This is a genomic window from uncultured Nostoc sp. (assembly GCF_964245575.1).
GTDB lineage: Bacteria > Cyanobacteriota > Cyanobacteriia > Cyanobacteriales > Nostocaceae > Nostoc.
In genome coordinates this window covers 1-21304 of sequence record NZ_CAXTNP010000131.1, presented here as the reverse complement: position 1 = coordinate 21304, position 21304 = coordinate 1, and the positions used below count along the sequence as shown (strand labels likewise).

General features: G+C 42.4%; 15 protein-coding genes and 1 pseudogene. 8 read left to right on the top strand and 8 right to left on the bottom strand.

Annotation, left to right across the window (positions count from 1 at the left end; genetic code table 11):
- Nucleotides 1–336: 336 nt before the first annotated feature.
- A complete protein-coding gene (locus ACFFAP_RS20715) occupies nt 337–1239 on the bottom strand; it encodes a substrate-binding domain-containing protein (protein WP_375512973.1) in 903 nt (300 codons plus the stop codon).
- A 183-nt stretch (nt 1240–1422) separates the two neighbouring features.
- Between ACFFAP_RS20715 and ACFFAP_RS20710 the strand changes: the two genes are divergently transcribed.
- Nucleotides 1423–1611 carry an NTP transferase domain-containing protein gene (locus ACFFAP_RS20710; RefSeq protein WP_375512974.1) on the top strand — a complete coding sequence of 63 codons (189 nt, stop codon included), beginning with the start codon at nt 1423–1425 and terminating at the stop codon, nt 1609–1611.
- 90 nt (nt 1612–1701) lie between these two features.
- Here ACFFAP_RS20710 and ACFFAP_RS20705 read toward each other — a convergent pair whose 3' ends face one another.
- The 7 genes from ACFFAP_RS20705 to ACFFAP_RS20675 form a co-directional block, all read right to left on the bottom strand.
- Complete coding sequence (locus tag ACFFAP_RS20705) at nt 1702–1902, bottom strand: hypothetical protein (protein WP_375512972.1); 201 nt, start codon at nt 1900–1902, stop codon at nt 1702–1704.
- 427 nt (nt 1903–2329) lie between these two features.
- Nucleotides 2330–3286, bottom strand: coding sequence for a UV DNA damage repair endonuclease UvsE (uvsE, locus tag ACFFAP_RS20700; RefSeq protein ID WP_375512971.1), 957 nt, complete (start codon nt 3284–3286; stop codon nt 2330–2332).
- A 179-nt stretch (nt 3287–3465) separates the two neighbouring features.
- Nucleotides 3466–4110 (bottom strand): hypothetical protein, encoded by a 645-nt coding sequence (locus tag ACFFAP_RS20695; RefSeq protein ID WP_375512970.1) that lies wholly within the window; start codon nt 4108–4110, stop codon nt 3466–3468.
- A 612-nt stretch (nt 4111–4722) separates the two neighbouring features.
- A complete protein-coding gene (locus ACFFAP_RS20690; protein ID WP_375512969.1) occupies nt 4723–6951 on the bottom strand; it encodes a family 1 glycosylhydrolase in 2229 nt (742 codons plus the stop codon).
- Nucleotides 6952–7290: 339 nt separating this feature from the next.
- Entirely contained in the window at nt 7291–9753 is a 2463-nt protein-coding gene (glf, locus tag ACFFAP_RS20685) for a UDP-galactopyranose mutase (protein WP_375512968.1), read from the bottom strand.
- Between the two features lie 605 nt (nt 9754–10358).
- Nucleotides 10359–11390, bottom strand: coding sequence for a glycoside hydrolase family 43 protein (locus ACFFAP_RS20680; RefSeq protein WP_375512967.1), 1032 nt, complete (start codon nt 11388–11390; stop codon nt 10359–10361).
- A 289-nt stretch (nt 11391–11679) separates the two neighbouring features.
- Nucleotides 11680–12489 carry a phytanoyl-CoA dioxygenase family protein gene (locus ACFFAP_RS20675; protein WP_375512966.1) on the bottom strand — a complete coding sequence of 270 codons (810 nt, stop codon included), beginning with the start codon at nt 12487–12489 and terminating at the stop codon, nt 11680–11682.
- Nucleotides 12490–13479: 990 nt separating this feature from the next.
- Here ACFFAP_RS20675 and ACFFAP_RS20670 point away from each other — a divergent pair.
- The 7 genes and pseudogenes from ACFFAP_RS20670 to ACFFAP_RS20640 all read left to right on the top strand — a co-directional run bounded on the left by ACFFAP_RS20670 (nt 13480) and on the right by ACFFAP_RS20640 (nt 20996).
- Entirely contained in the window at nt 13480–15339 is a 1860-nt protein-coding gene (locus tag ACFFAP_RS20670; RefSeq protein WP_375512965.1) for a glycoside hydrolase family 2 protein, read from the top strand.
- A complete protein-coding gene (gene galT, locus ACFFAP_RS20665; protein WP_375512964.1) occupies nt 15318–16418 on the top strand; it encodes a galactose-1-phosphate uridylyltransferase in 1101 nt (366 codons plus the stop codon). Before ACFFAP_RS20670 ends, galT begins: the two co-directional genes overlap by 22 nt.
- Nucleotides 16419–16682: 264 nt before the next feature.
- Complete coding sequence (locus tag ACFFAP_RS20660) at nt 16683–16970, top strand: hypothetical protein (RefSeq protein WP_375512963.1); 288 nt, start codon at nt 16683–16685, stop codon at nt 16968–16970.
- Nucleotides 16970–17361 (top strand): annotated as a pseudogene (locus ACFFAP_RS20655) (type II toxin-antitoxin system VapC family toxin). Before ACFFAP_RS20660 ends, ACFFAP_RS20655 begins: the two are co-directional and overlap by 1 nt.
- 167 nt (nt 17362–17528) lie before the next feature.
- Nucleotides 17529–18617, top strand: a complete 1089-nt coding sequence (locus tag ACFFAP_RS20650) for a M24 family metallopeptidase (RefSeq protein ID WP_375512962.1) — start codon at nt 17529–17531, stop codon at nt 18615–18617.
- 5 nt (nt 18618–18622) lie between these two features.
- Nucleotides 18623–19726, top strand: coding sequence for a galactokinase (gene galK, locus ACFFAP_RS20645; RefSeq protein ID WP_375512961.1), 1104 nt, complete (start codon nt 18623–18625; stop codon nt 19724–19726).
- 109 nt (nt 19727–19835) lie between these two features.
- On the top strand, nt 19836–20996 hold the full coding sequence (locus tag ACFFAP_RS20640) for a GNAT family N-acetyltransferase (protein ID WP_375512960.1): 1161 nt from the start codon (nt 19836–19838) through the stop codon (nt 20994–20996).
- Nucleotides 20997–21304: the final 308 nt, after the last annotated feature.

Genomic DNA, 21304 nt, shown 5'->3' with positions numbered 1-21304 from the left:
TGTTATTTCGGCGTACGCATTTGTTATTTCGGCGTACACATTTGTTATTTCGGCGACTGCATTTGTTATTTCGGCGTTCATCCTGAAACAACTGACAGATACAGATAAATGGGTATATACGACTCCGATTTGATTGCGTGAAAAAAACTCAGTACACCTTTATTCCTTCTTCCCAGTCCCCAGCGATGCACTGAGCGCAGTCGAAGTGTCCCCAGTCCCCAGTCCCCAGTCCCCAGTCTCTACGAGTAATTCAGGAATCAAATCAGATTGCTATAAGTAATTAAACTCATCATCCAGCCCTTGATTGACTGATAAATAGCTGTAAAAAAGCCAGTGTTAGTGTTGCCTGACTATATCGAACTTGCTTTGTTGTACTACCTTATGGGTAGCTTTTTGCGGTTCAGGCAAAGATGTAGATTTTTGTAGACTTGAAAACCCATACTTTAATAAGACTTGTTCCCCTTCTCGTGAGAGGATATACTGTGCTAATTTCTCTGCCTCTGGATTTGCACCTTTAACGACAGTTAAACTCAACGTTACATTCTTTGCCAATTTATCTGGTAATTCTACAATTTGCAGGTCAGATGCAGCTGCCACTGATGCCAAAGCAGTTGTGTAATACACTATAGCTACATCTGCTAGCTTGTCATCTTTGAGAATATATTTAAAGGTATCTACATTATTAGGAGGTGTAATGGATGTGGGAGCGCCACCCACCAGACGTAAAGCTTTACCATTTAAAATCTTAAAGCTACCTGGTTTGATACTGTCAGCCTGTTGAAATATCTCTTGAGCGTAGTCCCCAGAAGAGTCTTTAATGGGTGTTGAGGTTGCTAACTTTATATTAGGGTCTAACAACAAATCCAACAATTTATCTGTTGTTACTTTTAACCCTGGTCTTACAAGAGCTACCATACGCGTTTGACTGAACTTTATCACCCGACCGCTCAAACCTTGATTAAATAGTTTCTGAGGATTGCGAGTACTTGCACTAGCATAAACATCTGCGGATGCTTTTTTTGATGAAAGTTCTTGCTCTATACGTTCTCGTAGTAAACCACAAGGACCAGATACTTGTGTGATTGGAATGCCATATTTGACGGTAAAGTTCTTGGAAATTTTCCCAAAGGCAGCCTTCAAACCGCCAGCATTATACAAGGAAACAGCCCAAACCTGACTAGGCAGCGTGACACCTAACATACCAGTAATCAGTGATATGGCAAATAAATACTTTTTCATAACTTTTTGTACTAAAGTCGATACTACTGCGAGGTTACAAATATCACATTATTAAGCCTGCAAATTGTAGCGATCGCTACTGCTTTCCAACTATTTTGGTAAAAATTGTAGAGTATTCTAAAAAATAATCTTGAATACCCATAATGAGTGTTCTGACTTTTCACGGGATGTGGAAAGTCAGCCCTGCTAACAGGGTTACAACATATTCCCCCAAACTTTGAAATATTAGCGATTTCAGCAGTTGATCAACCCAGAAAATTAGAGATTTATCAGAGATTATTGCTAGCACACCAAGACAATTCAGCAATGATTACTGCACCCACATATCAAGGTAAAATGGGGCATCCATTGTTATCAGCAAGAACTGCATAATCTTGGGTAGTAACAGATTACTAACAAAATTCCCGACTTCTTAGAGAAGTCGGGAATCAGAGCATTTCGATTACTCTTTCGCAAACCCAATCAATCATCAGTTGGATCATCAATCATTTCCGGTGTTAAAGCTGGGTTACTTTTACGTTCTTCTGGTGATTGCTCCCGAATGACATCATCTATTCTCGCAGGGTGTTTGATTTTGTCCAGCACTTCTGGATCTAGTTGCGATGGATCGCCTTCTGGACTAGACTTTTCAGCTTGACTAGGAACTGTTTCCTTATTCATCATTATTTCCCCAAACTTATACGCCAAGCTTAAGTTCTTTTGTGATCAGGTACACACTATCTTGAGACTTAATTTCACACAGTGGTGGGTAAGAAAAGCGATAGCCCCTTGTAGACCAAAGATGATTCACTAAACTAAATAGCCTCTACTATAGGACTCATCTTTGATTGCGTGAAATACACGTAGGGTGCGTTAGCCTCTGGCTAACGCACCATCAGATAGTTTGGTGCCGTACTCTTGGCGATAACACACCCTACATATACTTAAATTTTTTCATAAATCAAATCGGATTCCTATATAGGACTCATATTTGATTGCGTGAAAAAAACTCAGTACACCTTTATTCCTTGTTCCTAGTATTGAGTCCCCAGTCTCTACGAGTAATTCACCGAATCAAATCGGATTGCTATAGCTAGGGCATTATGTTAATTTACGTACAATTATTTTTCATTAGCCAGGAAGAACGCAAAAGTGCGATCGCTTCATCTTTTTGTTTGGCTTCGACTTCGATCCACGGTGCTTGGTAGTAAACGTTGGGCATATCGGTAATCAAGTTGCTGTGTTTCCTGTCGTTGAAAGCTTGCTCACCATTGGAAATATGGACTAATTGCCAATCTGGATTTGTCCAAGTTTCTCGCGCTGCGTAAAACATGGATGCTACACTCGGATGATCGTAGCTATCTAAGTTTTCGTGGCAAATATGGTGATGGGCATCAAATACCATTGCTACACCAGCTTGCTGACATACTGCTAAAATTTCGTCGGCGCTATAGGCGTATTCATCGTTTTCTAGAGTCAAGCGGTTTTTGATGTTTTCTGGTAATTCGGAAATTACTTTTACTAGTTGTTCAGGACGTTGAGATTTGCCACCATGAATATTCATCAATGACCAAGGCGATCGCGGTAAGCCTAGTAAGTCAAGTATACGTGCATGTCCTGCTAGATTATTAATACTTGCCTGTACCACTTCGGGAGAATCAGAACTCAGCACTACATATTGATCTGGATGCAACACCATTCTTATGCTCAATGCATTTGCTCGTTGACCGATTGTTGCTAAATCAGCGCTGATTGTCTCTAATATATTTGCGCCGATTTCGTCTTCTAAGTCACTGAGGGGAAATATTGCAGATGACATCCGATAAAGCTGAATTTGATTCTGCTCACAAAAGGAGAGAGCGTCATGCAAGCGCTGCAAGTTATGCCGATACAATTCAGTTAGGGCACTTTGGCGATCGCTAAGGGAAAGTTTTAAGTATCGGGTGCGCGTCATTGTCCGAAAGCGCACTTGTTTGTCAGAGGTGATGCAAACTAGCCCTAAATGGGGCAGTGTACTTTTTTGGGACTGCTGTGCATTAGGTAAATTTGGAAACTCGATTACGGTCATTAACTAATACTAACTGTTGCTTACTTTGAGCCATTTTTCAATTTAAACAAGTTTTACCACTAGCTTACAAGTACCTAAAGAATGAAGTCTTAAGCCTTAGACGATGTTTGAAAAGTTATAAGGGGTAAAATTTTATGCCAATCGTCTCGCCATAATTATTGCATTTATTACGCCACGGTTCATCCAGCCAATCGACGGTAGCGCCGACGCACGATAAAACTGGCTCCAATCAAACCTATGCTAATCAGTGGCGTCACAGTTGTTGGTTCTAGAACTTCTTGAGGAACTTCGATAGAACCGCTTACTAAAGCCTGACCCGTCAAAGTAATAGTTGATCCCAGATTAACTATGTCTTTTTCAGAGAATAATAGTGTGCTTGTAGCATTTTTGAATATGCCTTCACCATCGGTGATATTTACGACGCCAGAGCCTTTCGCAGTTAGATTGTCAAAATTCACTGAAGCACTAGCATCACTTGTTCCAAATAACTTGTTAGTATTACTACCAAATACAATGTATCCCTGTGGGAAACCTTGGACGCCGAATACCTCTGGATTGTTATTAAAAGTCAGATTTCCATTGGCATCAAGCACGGAGTATGTTAAACCCTTATATAGTCCTAAATCATACGGGGCATCATCACTCAAACCTACCTCAGATACCTGTGAAACATTGCCTGAGATTGGCTCAATGTTAACTGTTGTGCGATAGTTGCCAGTAAATGGATATATGGTTTGTGCTGTAGCTCTGATTGCATCTGAACAAATGCTAGTGAAAGTGAGAACCAATGGAACTAGCCACACCTGAAGTGAACGTAGTATCATTTCAAACTTCTAACCTCAAAAACTATTTATTTTGATAACAAGTCGAATATTCAATTTTCGGAAATATGCTACTTTTACAAAAGTCTTTCAATTTGGGTCAATTATGTAAATTGTTCTCTAGAGGAGAGAACCTAAAGATTTTGAAACTAAAAAAATAATCTAAACTGACCCTACGGCATTACAGGTTACAAGATTTAAAGTGCAGTTGCAATGAATAATCCTTTGATAAACTTGTCAATTTTTTATTAGTACTAGACTGCCCTTGTAGTGAATTTAAGAATCCTACAGGTTTATTTAGGATGGCAGAGCAAAATCTTTTGTCTTTATAGGACTCATATTTGATTGCGTGAAAAAAACTCCATAAAGAGCGCAGGTAGAAGAAAAGATAAATTTCTTAGGGACTTCCAGAAAATAAATTATCCAATTTACTCAGATAATATTTTGTTGTCTTCCCCAAGCTTTGAGCTCCCTGCTCCCCTACCTACCCAGCGATGGGATATTTTTTTAGTTGGAAGTCCCTTAACTGAGGCAGCAAGCATTGCCTCTATCTGAGGAATTTAGTTTTCAAAGAAGCACAAAGTGTGCTTACTACAAAATTAATGACATAGACTACTAAATTCTTTCTTCTAAGTAGCGAGAAATTGCACTGTCAAGCGATGGCATAAATTCACCTCGGCTACTACCAAGAACGCTGTAAGTTGGGCGGAGAGCAGTAAAACCAAGCTGTTCTGTAGGCAAAGAAATCAAATTGGTGACACTGACTCCAGCTTGTTTAGCCGCTAACCGTGCTAAATCAGCCCAGGCGATCGCACTCTTATTCGCCAAATGCCACAGCCCATACTCGCCGTCAATTAATAAATCTAGGCTGGCATGAACTAAATCTGGTACATAAGTAGGTGAAACAATTCCATCCTCTGCGGCAACGAAATTATTACCAGCACTAAGCTGACGCAGAGCGATCGTGACAAAATTATACTCATCCCACGGGCCAAAAAATGCACTGGTGCGAATCACCAGCGATGCAGGATAAGCCTGCAATACCAGCTTTTCTGCCAAAACTTTGCTGCACCCATATACATTGAGAGGGCCAACGGTATCAGTTTCGACATAAGGATTAGACACAGCACCGTCAAATACCAAATCTGATGAGAAAGTTAATAGTGGTACGTTATGTTGAGCGCAAGCAGCAGCTAAAATCGCTGGGCCTTCAGCGTTCACCTGTAAGCAAAGATCAGGTTCACGTTCAGCATCGTCCACCCGCACGTATCCGGCAGCGTTCACAACCGCCCACGGCTTCAAGTGGGTAAGCGTTGCATCCACTGAGGCAGGATCGGTAATATCCATCTCTTGACGCGTCAGCAGGTGATATGAAATTCCGCGCACTTCGCACAACCGAGCAAAAGCCTTTCCGAGAGTTCCTCTTGCACCGACGATCGCCAAAGGAGCTGATGGGGATGTTGCTTGAGTTTTCCTTGCTCTGCTTTCCCCACTGCAACTTAGTCCAGGGTATAATAGGCGCTCTTGTCGATGCCACCAGCCTGGGGTATCAAGTAGCGGGTGATCTGGTTTATGCCCATTTGCTAGATCCTGCACCATTTTAGCGATCGCTGTTGGTCGAGGATGTGGCGATCGTAAATCAAATATTCCTGGCTCATAGTAGCCGTGAGATTTTGTGACTAAACTATTCCAATCGTAACTGCCAAGCAGTGCCCAAGCAGTGACAGCACGGATATCGACACCCTCAGCTTGTAATTCCTGCGCCGCATTCCACACCTCATAAAACCAGCGTAGCTGCTCCTCACGGGTGCAGCTGATATGAGCTTCGCTGACAGCAAGAGGCAGATGATAGCGTTCCCATGCCTCTAGTAGCAATGTGTGCGGGCCTGCCAAACCCTCAGCACAAACTCTCACTGCCTCTAAATCCGCATACTTATCTCGTCCATTACCGCCATGCGTCCAAGCTGGATAGTTTTCTATGTGTTCATCCAAAAAGCGTTCGCTGGTTAAATAATGGTTAATGCCGATGATGTCAGGGGGACAGGTATTTTGCAAAAATCCCTCAAGTTCAGCCTCGCTGATACCACAGCTACGCAAGTAACCCCACATTGAATGAGTTGGGTTGATTCGACCACACAATAAATCAAAGCTCAACCAGCGACGTTCGTTCTCAAATTCTGCTTGATATTCTAGCTTAGGTGTACTGTAAATCTTACCTAAATCCTCGGTTTGGACTAGTTGGGCGCTGGCGTTGATTTCCCGGATTGCCTTCATTGCCAAGGCTACTCCGCGACACTCTCCTAACAAAGCACGGGCGAAAGTTAAATCATCCCGCCCGTGAGGATACCAGTGACCATACATTCCACTGAATCGCGCCGTTGTCAGTGGCTCGTTTATAGGTGTGTAATGTGTAACCCAAGGATAGCGTTCGGCAACCGCACGGGCGAATGCAGCTAGTTTCTCTGGAAATTCTGGGTCTACCAAACTCGTATCACGTGGGCCACTACCATGATGCACTAATCCCACAATCGGACGGATGCCGAGTTGGCGCAAGCGCCCCAGTCTTTCATCTGCCCACGACCAATCAGCATTTTCTAATCCATCAGGTGCTATCCTCTCCCACAGTACAGGGTAGCGGATAGCTTTTATCCCTAGTTCTGCAAACAAATCTAAATCATTTAAACGCGTTGCATGACCGTTGCGTTCCAACTGGTCAAGATACTCTTCACCCACACGATTAACTGTACACTCTACACCAGCCCACACTTCCAAGGGGAGTTGTGAATTATTCTCTCTAAAGACGTTATTCATCACGTCTTTACTCAAGTTAGAGACAAAAGTCATAATTTACACAACCATAGCTTCTATTACCTTTCTCAGGACTTACGCAAACAATAGCCGAAACCTTTTTTTCAGGTAGGGGCAATTCATTTTTGCATTTTGATAACGCAGATATAACATCTACCATTTGCGGCTCGTTGACCACAAAAGCATCAAGAAAAATGCAGAATTCAAAATCAATTAGTGGAATACTCTGGCTCAACACTTTTTTAGTAACCACTAAATCATCTGCCAGTTATATAAAATTGCCAAGCTAACTTCTATAGAGACGCAATTCATCGCGTCTCTACTTTAAAAAATCGTAGGCTGGGCAGTACCTGCCGATAAGCAACATCAATAAACTCAAGCCTTAACCGCTATTTGTTTGTATGTTGCCAAAGCCTGTGCCACACAATGATCCATGTTGAGATACTTGTATGTAGCTAGCCGCCCCACAAAATGCACACCTGATGTTGTTTCAGCCAGTGCTTTGTATTGTTTGTAAATTTCCTGGTTTTCAGGACGTGGCACTGGATAATAGGGGTCGCCCTCTGCCTTGGGAAACTCATAAACAATACTAGTTTTGGAGTGTTCCTGTCCGGTTAGGTACTTAAATTCGGTAATACGGGTATACAGTTGTTCGTTGGGATAGTTAATTACTGGCGCTGACTGAAACACAGGGGTGTGATGCGTCTCATGTTTGAAATCCAGTGAGCGATAGGGTAGTTTCCCGTAGCGACAATCAAAAAACTCGTCCACTGGCCCAGTGTAAATCATCTCGCGGCAAGGTATGGCTTTCTCGATTTCGCGGTAATCGGTGTTGAGCATTACCTTAATGTTCGGATGATTTAACATATTGTCAAACATCCGGGTAAAGCCGTACAGGGGCATTGCTTGGTAACTATCTGTGAAATATCGGCTGTCGCGGTTGGTACGAGTTGGAATTCGGGCAATTACTGTTTTGTCAAGTTCTGAAGGATCGAGTCCCCATTGTTTGCGAGTGTAGTTTTTGAAGAACTTTTCGTAAAGTACTTGACCAACTTTACTAATTACTACATCTTCAGAAGTACGGATGTGTTCTCTCGGTTCTGCAACCGACTGAAAAAACTCTTCCGCCTGGAATGAATTGAGGTTCATTCCATAAAGTTTATTAATGGTGTCAAGATTAATGGGGATGGGAACGAGTTGCCCATCTACGCTAGCTAGAACGTGATGCTCATAAGAACGCCAGGGAGTGAAATGGGAGAGATATTCAAATACTTCGCAAGAACTGGTATGAAAGATATGGGGGCCGTATTTATGTACGAGAATCCCGTGGTCGTCGTAATGGTCGTAAGCATTGCCACCGATGTGGTTGCGCTTGTCTACAACCAATACTTTTTTACCGGAATTTCTCGCCAAGCGTTCAGCGATAACGCTACCAGAGAAGCCTGCACCAACAACTAAATAATCAAATATAAAGTCTCTGGTAATAATGCTTGGTGCTTCTAGGGTATCTATTGAAATGGGAGATTTCCCACTTTTACCATTAACTGTAGTAACTGTAGTATCCTGCGTGGCAGCGATCGCAGAATCTATCAACTGCATCATCGATCCCCAAGTCCGATCCCAAGAAGTCTGCTCTAAAACAGCATCTACGCGACTCAACCATGCTGATGCTGGGGTATCTTCTTGCAATGCCTGTTCTGCGGCGGCGACAAACTCTTCAGTCGTGTCTGCAATTCGTACTAGCTTCAAGTCTCCATAAGGGCGCATCACATCTCGAATCGAGGTAGAGACTACGGGTTTACCTGCGGCTAAATACTCTGGTGTTTTAGTCGGGCTAATAAAGCGTGTTGACTCGTTTCGCGCAAACGGTAACATCGCCAAATCCCAACCCGCCAGATATGCAGGCAAGTCTTTATAGTCTTTACCACCGAGATAATGAATATTTTCATGCTGTGGCAGAACTGCTGGGTCAATTTTCACAACTGGCCCAATTATGACTAAATGCCAATCAGGGCGAGCCTCGGCAATCCCAGCTAGTAATTCAATATCCATCCGCTCATCAATTACACCAAAGAAGCCAAGGCGGGGATGAGGAATATTTGCTTGGTCTGCTGGTTCTTCTTTAAGGGTTCTTCCTTGTCCAAAGTGGGCTACATCTACACTACTGGGAAATGCATAAACGTTTGGATGCTGGTTTACTTTACTTTCGTAAAGGCTTTGTCCCCCTGTAAATACTAGGTTTGCCCGACGAAATAGTTCTGCTTCGTAGTTTTTTAAAGTAGGGGATGCTCCCTTAAAGGCAGACAATTCATCCATGCAATCGTAGATCACAGCTTCAGCTTCTAAGTGGCTTGTCCATGCGATCGCCATTGGTGTATAGTACCAACAAATGTACTTAGAGATATTATGTTCTGCAAATAACCCATCAAGCAGTACTTTTATATCTGCGTTTACTGCTTCTTCACTTAAACCTTCGGGTAAATATGGAACAACAACTATCACTCCACTTTTGTCTTCACTAACGTCCAATCGCCCCAATGGTTCCCGGCTAAAAATTGGCTCTTCAATAAAGAAAACTCTCTTTTTTTGAGCGCAGCGACTCAGAAGATGTTGTGGTCTTTGATAAACAAAATTCCAGCGCAAATGAGATAAGCAAACTATATCAGGCGTATCGGTAAAAGCTTTTGTTGACCGAGAGTTTTTGTTGAATGAGGATAAATTTCTTGATGTCCCTAGCGATTGCGATTTCACTGTTTCGGATAATTTTGCTTCATTTAGTGTTGGTGACACAATATGACTTACACCGTTGTTTTGTACTTGCACTTTATTGCTTGACATAGATTATTAACTCAACTTGCAGAATGTTGGACTAACAAGTTTTCTTTTTCGTAAGAATTAATCTTATTTATTCACTTTTTTTAATTACATATTCATCTATCTAGATATAGGAATTAAAAACTTATCTATTATTCTTAAGTATTAAAATTATAACGTTAATCATACTTAATTATATGTCCAATTTAGCTAAATATATAATTAGATATAAGCCTTTTGGCGTATATCGACGTTATTTTTGTAAGTAAAGATGAGAAGAAAGGAGATTAAAAATATAAATACGGGAGCTTACTTAAGTATCTACTAGAGATGTTTTATAGTTACTGTTCAGAAATATCTGATGATGTCCAGTCCAAAAATTATTAATATAATTATGATATCAAGCTAGTTTAGGCAAGGCTTCCACTATATTTATCCTTCAACTAATAGGACATTAACAATTCAAAATTCACGCATTAAAGACATTAAAATCTATATCTAAGTAAGTGGGTCAAATTAAATATAAAACCTCTGATACAAATACGCTAGTAAGGGCATGGCAATGCTATGCCCCTACGATAAATCTATATGTATCAAGGTTTTCGTGAATTGGTATTAATCCTTGGAAATCAAATTGATTTGCAGGCGATCGCCTGTGGTGTCCAGGTGGGGCCTTGGCAATATGGGCCATATTGCGTCCAAATGAGTTTATCCAAGCACATTCGCCGCGCATCCATGTTCGCCGCCCAGGCATGGTAGACAATGTACTCAGTCTGACCATCGGGGCCCACAACGATTGAGTTGTGTCCAGGCCCTTTGACACGATCGGCAAGCGATGGCTCCGCCAACGCCAGGGGCGAACGCAGCACCCGTGGCCCCGTTTCGTTACCGAAATCAGAGTAAGGCCCCATCACATGATCCGCAACTCCATAATCTACACCGTAGTCCTCAGTTTCCCAGCGCCCACCACTATAAAAGCAATAATATCGACCTCCATGTTTACGGACACAGGGGCCTTCTAAGGTATGCCAATCAAAATGTTCACCATACATCAATCGGTTGGCTAAAAATCGTTGCCAATCGGAACGCGCCCGTAAGACGACTTTCCCGACACCGCAGAGTTTCGTCATATCTTGGAGTCGGTCTACAAAGAGGGCAGTGCCAACACGCACGCCGCCCTCAGTGTCTAAAAAATCACGAGCATAAAATAAATACCACTGACCATCATCATCACGGAATGGGTGGGGGTCGATGGCGAAGGAGCAAGATTCCGGGTCTACAAGTGGCTCACCAACATCTTTATAGGGGCCCAAGGGAGTATCGCTCGTGGCAACACGCAACTGATGATTCTTGTCCTCGTGTCCTACAGAGTAGTAGAGGTAGAACTTGCCGTTGCAATAAGCAACTTCCGGGGCCCAAAAATTATCGCCAAGGGAGGGGTCTGGCCGTAACAGTGCGTTACCAACAAAATCCCAATTGATGAAATCGAGAGAGCGTAATAAAGGAAAGACACGCAGTTTGTTAGAAGAATCCGCTATTTCGTCTACCATTCCTTCTGCTTCAGCTGCACCAGTGCCGATCGCATAGTATACACCCTCAAATTCCCAAACAAAAGGATCGGCAAAATAGCCTTTGTAGACTGGATTGGTATAAGTTAACATCTCGGCACTCGCTATAGCGTGTTAACTCAATTCTTTAGGAAGTGCGATCGTAAAAACAACTATCTTTATGCTGGTTCGGACTCTTGAATTTTCCAGGATTACTGAATTTGAGTATGAATGATTCTAAACTCCTCTACAAAAATGCGAAAGCTCTAGGACTTACGCATTCATAGGAAAGACAAAATATAGATAGTTTGAAAAACCATATCTGTCGTAGGGGCACAGCAATAGTATGCCTGTAGGACGTAATCTATTTACCTGAAAATAGCTGTCAATGTGCAATAGCTTATTAGTACTTGAAATTCACGTAAGTTTCAACCTTCTCCTTTGGCAACTGTTCCACCACCTGACACCGGAGCATCTGCCTTAAATTCTCTGGTAGGCTCTCATAATAATCTTGTTGGAGAGTCAAATCCACCTTCGGCGTGTGCAACCAATGCATAGCATAGCCCATAACTACCATTGGTCTTGGCTGATTAGTCCGATTTGGTGAACCCCGGTGCAGCGCCAATGGTGTCCGAATCATCGCATCCCCTGGCTGCATATAGAAAGATTCCATCGGAATTTCACCACTGGCAATTTTCCTTAGTCCCTCTTCACGCGGCAAGATATGCGTACCACGCGCCATCTGGAACGGGCCGTTATCTGCCGTTACTTCCACAAGGGGAAAGTTGACTGCTAGGGCGTAAAGTGGTGTTACTATTTGGTCAGAAAACAGAGGGCGATAGTCCCGGTGTATTTCTTGATAATCCGAACCTTGTACTGGGAGATCAACTCCCAACTGAACCATCATATATTCCTGAGAAAATACTCGCTCAAGGACACCCATAATCACCGGATTGGCGAAAATTTCCACGTTGGCAAAGGGGGAAACCCAAGGCAACGTTAGATAGTAGCGGGCAATTTCACGGGGAGCCAGCCCACCTGGTTGATTTTGGCGCTCTTGAAATAAGTTTTCAAAAGCTTTTGTCCACTCGCCAATTAATTTGTGATCAAAAAGACCGCGAATCACACAAATTCCGTCTCGATTCAGTTCTTGGGCAAATCGGTTGAGGTCGGTAGCTGTATAGCTAGCTACTTTGCCTATACTTTGAACCATTTTCTTTTCCTCGCCAATTCATCATGTTAAAGTCGAATTTAAAGCAGACTCTCAACAGCACTTTTTGCAATTGTTCGTCGATAATAACGCATTATTTCTATAATTGGCTTGTTAGTTTTTGTAGACTTCGATTATCCAAATCTCTTTGTAGATAAGGCTTTATTTTGTGGTTGATAGCGCAAACCTGTTGATTAGTTTCTAGGGTTTTCCTGTTGTGAGGTAAGGGGCTAAATCAGAAATACAGCAATGGTTCTTAAGCTAGTTCACTGCCCAAATTGTGATATTATAAATGTAGTAAGAGGTGAAAAAACTACTGAAAGTAAAGAGTGCTACCTTTACCGCTAAGATGGCAGTTTCCGCCTGAAATTCATACTAAGATGCTAAAGGTTAGCTGCAACTTTGCGATCAGGCATGAAAATAATTTATAATTAAGTTATGTAACGAATATTTAGTGCAAAACCGGAGCGGAGGAAACCTCCAATTTGGATTTTGCAACACAGACCCCACTACAAAACTTGCTGCGACTTGACTGAGTGTTTGCCCAACGTCTTGTTAATTGCTCTTGACTTAAACCCCAGAATTAGTTAAAAAAGCTTCCAGGATTATAGTGCAATACAGTTAATTTGCATAAACGAATTAAACATAACTCTTGTGGGGTGAGACGGAAAGCCTGCCCAGTATATGCAATTGAAATGTAGAATACCTACTTTTTTCCTGCCGACTTAGCAAATATCCATTACATGTGTGCCATAATGTCACGAGCCAACAGTCTATACCTAATTTTATAGTCCCAATACTAGGGCGCTTCATGTATTTTCTGTTTACTATTATTAAGCGAAAAATAGTGGTATGTAAGTACAAATATAAAGTTATATTGCTTACAGAGGAAGGAGAAGAAAAAACTCCTGGAATGCCTCAAAATAGCCTAGTTTAGTCTAAACCGAAGGCACAAAAAAATTTGTTCTATTGTAGTTACATTAAGAGGTTTTAATGAAGTTGTTGGATATACAAAAGCGTAAGGTTGAATTACCCTCCAATACAGATAATCAAAGGGTTTCTAGCTTCCCAGAAGCTGGCTATCCACGTCCACAGTTACAGCGATCGCACTGGCTAAGTTTAAACGGTCTGTGGAAGTTCGCATTTGACGATCAAGGGCGATGTGTTCAACCAGGCGATATCCAGGCGTGGAGTCATCATATACAAGTTCCCTTCGCTCCCGAATCTACCAAAAGTGGTATTGGTGATACAGGTTTTCATCCAAACTGCTGGTATGAGCGAGAATTTGAAACGCCTGAAGGTGACGGCAGATTATTACTGCACTTTGGGGCTGTGGACTATCGCGCCCGTGTATGGGTTAATGGTCAATACATGGTAGAGCATGAGGGGGGACATACTCCTTTCACGCTGGATCTAACCGCAGTTTTGAATGATACTGGCATAACTAAAGTAACAGTCTGGGCCCAGGATGATCCTTGTGACCTTGCCAAGCCTAGAGGAAAGCAGGATTGGCAATTGGAACCGCACGGTATTTGGTATCCTCGCACCAGTGGTATTTGGCAAACAGTCTGGATTGAGCGTGTGGGTAGAACTTACATCGATCACATCCGGTGGAGTCCCGATTTCGAGCGGTGGGAAGTTGGTTGTTATGCTGCGATCGCAGGTGATGCGCCTGATGGTATCCAAATCAAGGTAAAACTGAGCATTGGCAATACCGTGCTGGCAAACGATACCTATGAAGTGTTTAACGGAGAAATTGGCCGCCGCATCTCTCTTTCCGATCCAGGTATCGACGACTACCGCAATGAATTGCTGTGGAGTCCAGAAAAGCCAACTCTAATGGATGCCCACATTGAACTTTGGCATGAAAATCAACTATTGGATGAAGTTAAATCCTATACAGCAATGCGGACTGTGGGGATACAGCGCGATCGCTTTATGCTCAATGGTCGTCCTTATTATTTGCGCTTAGTTCTGGATCAAGGCTACTGGCCCGATTCCCTAATGACAGCACCGGACGATGGGGCATTGCGGCGCGATGTCGAACTCACCAAAGCAATGGGTTTTAACGGAGTCCGTAAGCACCAGAAAATTGAAGACCCACGATTTTTATATTGGGCAGATGTGCTGGGGTTGTTAGTATGGGAGGAGATGCCCAGTGCATATCGTTTCACACCTAAAGCAGTGGAACGCACGACGCGAGAGTGGGCTGAGGTGATTAGGCGGGATATCAGCCACCCCTGTATCGTAGCTTGGGTAACGTTTAATGAATCCTGGGGAGTTCCGAATCTGGTTGAGACTGCGGCTCACCGAAACTACGTCTTGGCAATGTATCACTTAACTAAAACTCTCGATCCGGGCCGCCCAGTGATTGCCAACGATGGCTGGGAAAGTACACATACAGATATTCTTGCTATTCATGACTACGACACCCACCCACAACGATTAGCTCATCGCTATGGGCCAGAAGTGAAGCTATCGGATTTATTAGACCGGAAGCGTCCTGGAGGGCGCATCCTGACACTGGATAACTTTCCGCATCAGGGACAGCCAGTCATGCTGACTGAGTTTGGTGGTATTGCCTATGCTCCTGTTGATAACCCCAATGCAGATAAAGCTTGGGGATATGAGCGTTCCTCCAATATTTCCGAGTTAGAAATGAAATACGCTTCTCTGCTCGAAACGATTAATGATGTCGAGCTGTTTAGCGGATTTTGCTACACCCAATTTACCGATACCTTCCAAGAAGCTAACGGTTTATTATACGCCGATCGCACACCTAAATTTCCCATTGAGGCGATCCGCGCTGCGACCCTTTCAGGACAAGGATTATGTACTCCCACAAGCTGTTAAAGCCGGATGGTCGCCCACTGACCTTATACAGTCGATACCCGATTGCTGAGAATATCATAGCCACTAGCCCGAGTAATGAACCAGTGCAGGCAAATCCCCACCTGCGCTGGCATCCTTTGCGCGGCGAATGGGTTGCTTATGCTTCTCACCGTCAAGGGCGGACTTTCATGCCACCTGCGGAGTATAATCCTCTCGCACCCACTACAAAACCGGAGTTTCCTACAGAACTTCCTAAAGGTAAATATGATGTAGCGGTGTTTGATAATCGCTTTCCTTCAATGGCTCAAGGCGCACACGATCCGCCGGAGTGTATTGTGGAAACATTACCTGCGAATGGGGCCTGTGAAGTGGTGGTTTTTACTCAAAATGCCCAAGCTTCCCTTAGTTCTCTGGAATTAGAACACCTTGATTTGCTCTTAGAAGTGTGGGGCGATCGCACCCGCGTATTGGGAGCAAATCCCCAAATTCAGTACGTGTTGCCTTTTGAAAACAAAGGTGTAGAGGTGGGTGTGACATTGCACCATCCTCATGGGCAAATTTACGCCTATCCTTTTATACCGCCTGTTCCGGCGCGGATGCTGTCAATGCAGCAGGAGTATTATGAAGAACATCACCGGGGTTTACTGCAAGACTTGATTCAGAAGGAGATTGCAGACAATCAACGGATTATTTACCAAGATGAGTATGCGATCGCATTTGTGCCGGTATGCGCTCGTTACCCCTATGAAGTTTGGATTGCACCTAAAGAGCCAGTTGGCACTTTTATGGAACTTACTCCCGAGCAACGTTGGGGACTTGCTAAGGCATTAAAAACTGTCACTCTCAAGTATGACGGCTTGTGGAATCGCCCATTTCCTTACTTGATGGCTTGGTTCCAAGCGCCAACTGACGGTTTAGCGCATCCCGAAGCGCATTTACACGCCGAGTTTTTTCCACCATATCGGACAAGCGAAAGGCTAAAGTATCTGGCGGGAACTGAACTTGCAGCAGGGATGTTTGCCAATGATGCTTTACCTGAGGAGAAAGCGAAGGAGCTACAAGCAGTGAGTGTCAATTTGCAAATGCCAATTTCTGCATAAAGGGAAATGGCACTAACAAAAGGTGAAATATCCTCAGGGCAGGGTGTAGGGTGTAAGAAAAAAGCAAGAAAAATAGAATGCTCGTGCAAATATTGAAAAACTTCTTGATCGCTACACCCCACACCCGATATCCCACACTCAAAAGTCTTATAAATAATAGGTTTGCCGTTATATTAGTGCCATTTTGCAGAAAGGGAAAATAGGCAAACCAAAGATATGGGGTTAGCATCAAACCAACCATGATATATTAAAGGATAAAGTAACATGAAAATCAGAGGAATAAAACGCGGTCAAAATATAGAAATATTAGAGCAACTAAATAACATTCCTGATGGAACAGAAATAATTATAGACTTGAAATTTATTGAAAAGCAAATACCCAAACCAAAACTACATTTAACAGAAGAAAAGAGATTATTTAAATTAAATAAATTATTTGGGGTATGGAAAAATAAACCAGATTTAACAGAAATATTTGTAGAAATTGACCAACAACGTCATACTTACCAAGGTAGAAGCATAGACTCAATTGATAATCAGGATAATGGCTAATGTATCTGTTAGACACTAACATTTGCATTGCACTTCTTAAAAAAAACCCCCAGCGAAAAAACTTAATCGCTACTTTAGCCAATGTTATCTATCAACAATTATAGTTGCGGAACTTTATAAAGGCGTTTACTATTCTCAACAGGTGTCCAATAACCTGGAAATTTTGCAGCAGTTTACTGACCTATTACCCATAGAACCATTTGATTTAGAAGCAGCTATTGAATTTGGCAAGATTCAAAGCGAACTCAAAAAAATTGGTAAACCAACTGGAGAATTAGATGCGTTAATTGCTGCTGTTGCTCGTTCTCGCAATGATATTATTGTGACTAATAACATCAAAGATTTTACTAATATTCCTAACTTACAATTAGAGAACTGGTTAGAAAATTAGATATAGATTAGTTAATAGGGTGCTTTATGCCATATCAGGATTATTAAGTAATCGTAATCCGGCGGTAATTGCAATCGCTAGTGTACCATTTGGAATACCAACCTCAGACAGACGCAGACAGACGTAGATAAATTTGATAATTATCTGTATCTATCAGTGTTTTTCCTATGAACGAAGAAGTCTCCAAAAAGCTAGAGTTAATCAGGCAAACCTTGCGTGAAACCGAAGTGCAAGGCGTGCGTTTGCGGGGTACAGACTGGTTTGCTTGGGCTACTGCTGGTGCTTCTAACACCGTGCTACTGACTGCTGAAACTGGTGTAGCAGAAGTATTAATAACTACTGAAGATGCTTGGATATTGACAGATGAAATTGAAGCGCAGCGTCTTAAGGATGAAGAACTGCCTGCTAATTTTAAGGTGCATGTGAACCCTTGGGCTGATGGTGCTGCCCGTGAGGCTTTTGTTCATGATGTAACTAGTGGCAAAAAAGCAGTTAGCGATCGCCCCATCTCCAATTTAGAAAAACCATTACCCCCATCTCTGCAAGCTCATAAACGAGTAATGATGTCAAGTGAATTAGAGCGATATCGTCAAGTCGGGCAAAAAGCCAGCGTTGCAATGACAGAGGTACTCAAAGCCGCCAAGCCAACTTGGACAGAATATCAGTTAGCAGGTGCGGGTGCAGAGGCATTATGGGCGAAAGGCTTGCATCCAGCGCTGACACTGGTAGCGGGTGAGAGGCGTTTACCGCTATACCGTCATGCTACAGCCACAAGAGAACAGATTGGACGGCAAGCGATGCTGGTGTTTTGCGCTAGAGGTTACGGTTTGTATGCAAATCTGACTAGATTTGTTTGTTTCGGTGGGCTTTCAGACGAACAGGCCGAATTGCATTCCCATGTGCGCGAAATAGAAGCAGTAGTTTTGAATTTGTGTCAACCCGGAACCACTCTTGATGCAGTTTATCACGCGCTAGCTCAGGCTTATGAACAGCATGGATTCCCCAATGCCATCCGGGAACATCACCAGGGAGGAACCACTGGATATTTAGCGCGAGAAATCGTAGCAAATCCAACCACTACTGATACTTTGGCAGAAGGTATTGCTGTCGCTTGGAACCCTAGTTTAGCAGGGGCAAAGGTTGAAGATACTTTTGTGATTCTCAAGGATGGAAAATTGGAAAATCTGACTTTTGATCCAAATTTTCCTAATCTTGAGGTAGAAGGAAGATTACGTCCTGTACCTTTATATAATTAAAAATTATGGATTTTCAACAAGTATTCGGTAAACCACCTGAAACTCAAGCCAGTGCGCCAGGAAGAGTAAATTTACTGGGCGAACACACTGACTATAACGATGGGTTCGTTCTTCCAACTGCGATTCCTCAAAGTACGACGGTACAGCTAGGTTTTAGTAACGATGCCTGCGGCGGGCTACGCCTACGCCAACATCACTTTTACTCGGAAAATTTAAACGAGCAAGTGAGCATTTTAGATATCAATGATCAGCCGTCTGGATTTGCAAGTTATATTTTTGGCTGTATCGAAGTTTTGCAAAAAGCAGGCTACGCAATACCATCACTTTGTGTGTACGTCAAATCGTCAGTTCCGATGGGTTCGGGTTTGTCTAGCAGCGCAGCTTTGGAAGTGGCAACCCTTCGGGCATTACGCCAACTTCTGAACCTTCCCATTGATGATGTTGAAATCGCCCAATTTGCCCAGCAAGCAGAAATTCAATATGCTGGCGTGCAATGCGGCATCATGGATCAGATGGCTTCTAGTTTGGCTGATACTGAACATATCTTGTTTTTAGATACTCGGACTTTAGAACGCCTGGTGATGCCTTTGCCTGACAACGCGGAGATTTTGGTTATTGATAGCGGTGTACCGCGCACACTTGCAAGTAGCGGTTATAACCAGCGTCGGGCTGAGTGTGAGGAGGCGGCGCGATCGCTCAAAGTGAAAGCATTGCGAGATATTACTGATGTTCATGTAACAGAAGCATTACCCGAACCATTACAGCGTCGGGCCCGTCATGTAGTTACAGAAAATAACCGCGTCTTGGAAGTATTGCAGGGAGTAACATCTGAGCGCTTTGGCGAATTGATGAACGCTTCCCACGCCAGCTTGCGAGATGATTACGAAGTTTCAGTACCAGCCCTAGATAGGTTGGTAGAGATTTTGCAGAAAACAGAAGGGGTGTTTGGTGCAAGACTGACGGGTGCAGGCTTTGGGGGGGCAAGTGTAGCTTTGGTTAGATCGGGTCAGAGCAAAAGTATTGCAACTCATGTCCTTGAACAATACAATCAAGCAAGTTACAATGGACAAATTTTAGTTCCTTCTTTGGGATTAACTGATGCAGCTTAAACTTGTTTATAGCGCGAATTGATTATCCCCGATGGATTATACTAAATACTCAGTGTATTCTAATGTACAATATTGCTTACGAAAACTTGGTAATTAGAGATTTATAACTATGGTAGCATTAACACAATCAAAATTATTAACTAAGGAAAAATTAAAAATACAGATTGCTGAAAACCTTGAAGAACTCAAGCTCCATGCAGACAGTTGGAATCAGCTTGTTTTTGAATCTACTCAACAGTTACCAATGACATCCTATGCATGGGTATCATCATATTTTGAACACTATGTAGAAGTTGACGAATCATGGTTTTGTGTATTTGCTTATAACGATTCGGAGCTAGTAGGTGTTTTGCCGCTAATTGTAACTCCACAGCGGTTCTTTGGATTCAATTTTTCGTTCTTAGTTACACGTAGGTCTTCGCAATCATGTTCGCTTGATATTGTAGCCGCATTGAGGCTTGAAAATATAGTTATTCCAGTCCTTATTGATGCTGCGAGGCAATTTTGTCCCCATCATCTGGGCATGGTATTTAACCGTTTACCGGATAATTCACCGACTATTGCTGCTTTAGAAGGGATGTCAGATATTATCCTCATTAAAGAGCTTGATTGGATGATGGGAGCTCACTTAAAAATAACTGGCTGTTTTGATGAATATCTAAAAAACCTCAGTGGTAATTTAAAAAGTACTATCAAAAGGTCGGGAAAGAAACTTTATCAACTAGAAGGCGTGAAAACTATTTTCCTCAAAGGAAGCGACGCCACTGAAAAACATTTACCTCAATTAATAGAAGTGGAAGCTGCCAGTTGGAAAAGAAATAGAGGAAAATTAATTGCAAGTTCATCAACAGATATATCATTTTACACAAATCTTACACGTCGATTATCAGAAGCTGGTTGGCTTGAATGGCAATTACTTGAAGCTGAAGGTAAGACAATCGCGATCAATTTAGCGATTAAGTTGAAGCGTTCAACCATTATTTGGAAGCTGGCTTACGATGAGAGTTATTCCAAATTTTCTCCTGGCACTATACTTTTTGAGCAAGTAGTTAAGTCAGCTTATGAGGATAAAGTTGACGAGATTAATTTAATTAGTGATTATCCTTGGTATGACAATTGGAAGATGGATAAACGCCCACACTATAATATACAAGTATATTCGCATCAACCGATTTCTTTGATGTTTGGATTCCTGCCTGCATATGTCCTCAAAAAGCTTAAAATGCTTAAAAGACAATTTACAAAGCGGTATCAAGTTTTTAGTAATTAAGAATAATAAGAGATGATTTATAAAGTAAACTTTAAGTTTTAGGGTGCCTTATAGCAACGCTTAACGCACTGATAAATGTGGCGCGTTACGGCTAATCCTCACTCTTTTAAACTCCCAAATCCTTGCGTAGCCGTAACACACCCTACAACTTAAGGTTTACTTTATAAATAGGCTTTATCCAAGCGTATTGGTTGATAAATAATATATTTAATTCAATTTTTGTCTACTATTTTAGGATTTATGCACGCTATAAACGAATCATCCTTACAGGTAGAGACAGCAATTGAATTTTAAAGGGGACTGGGGAC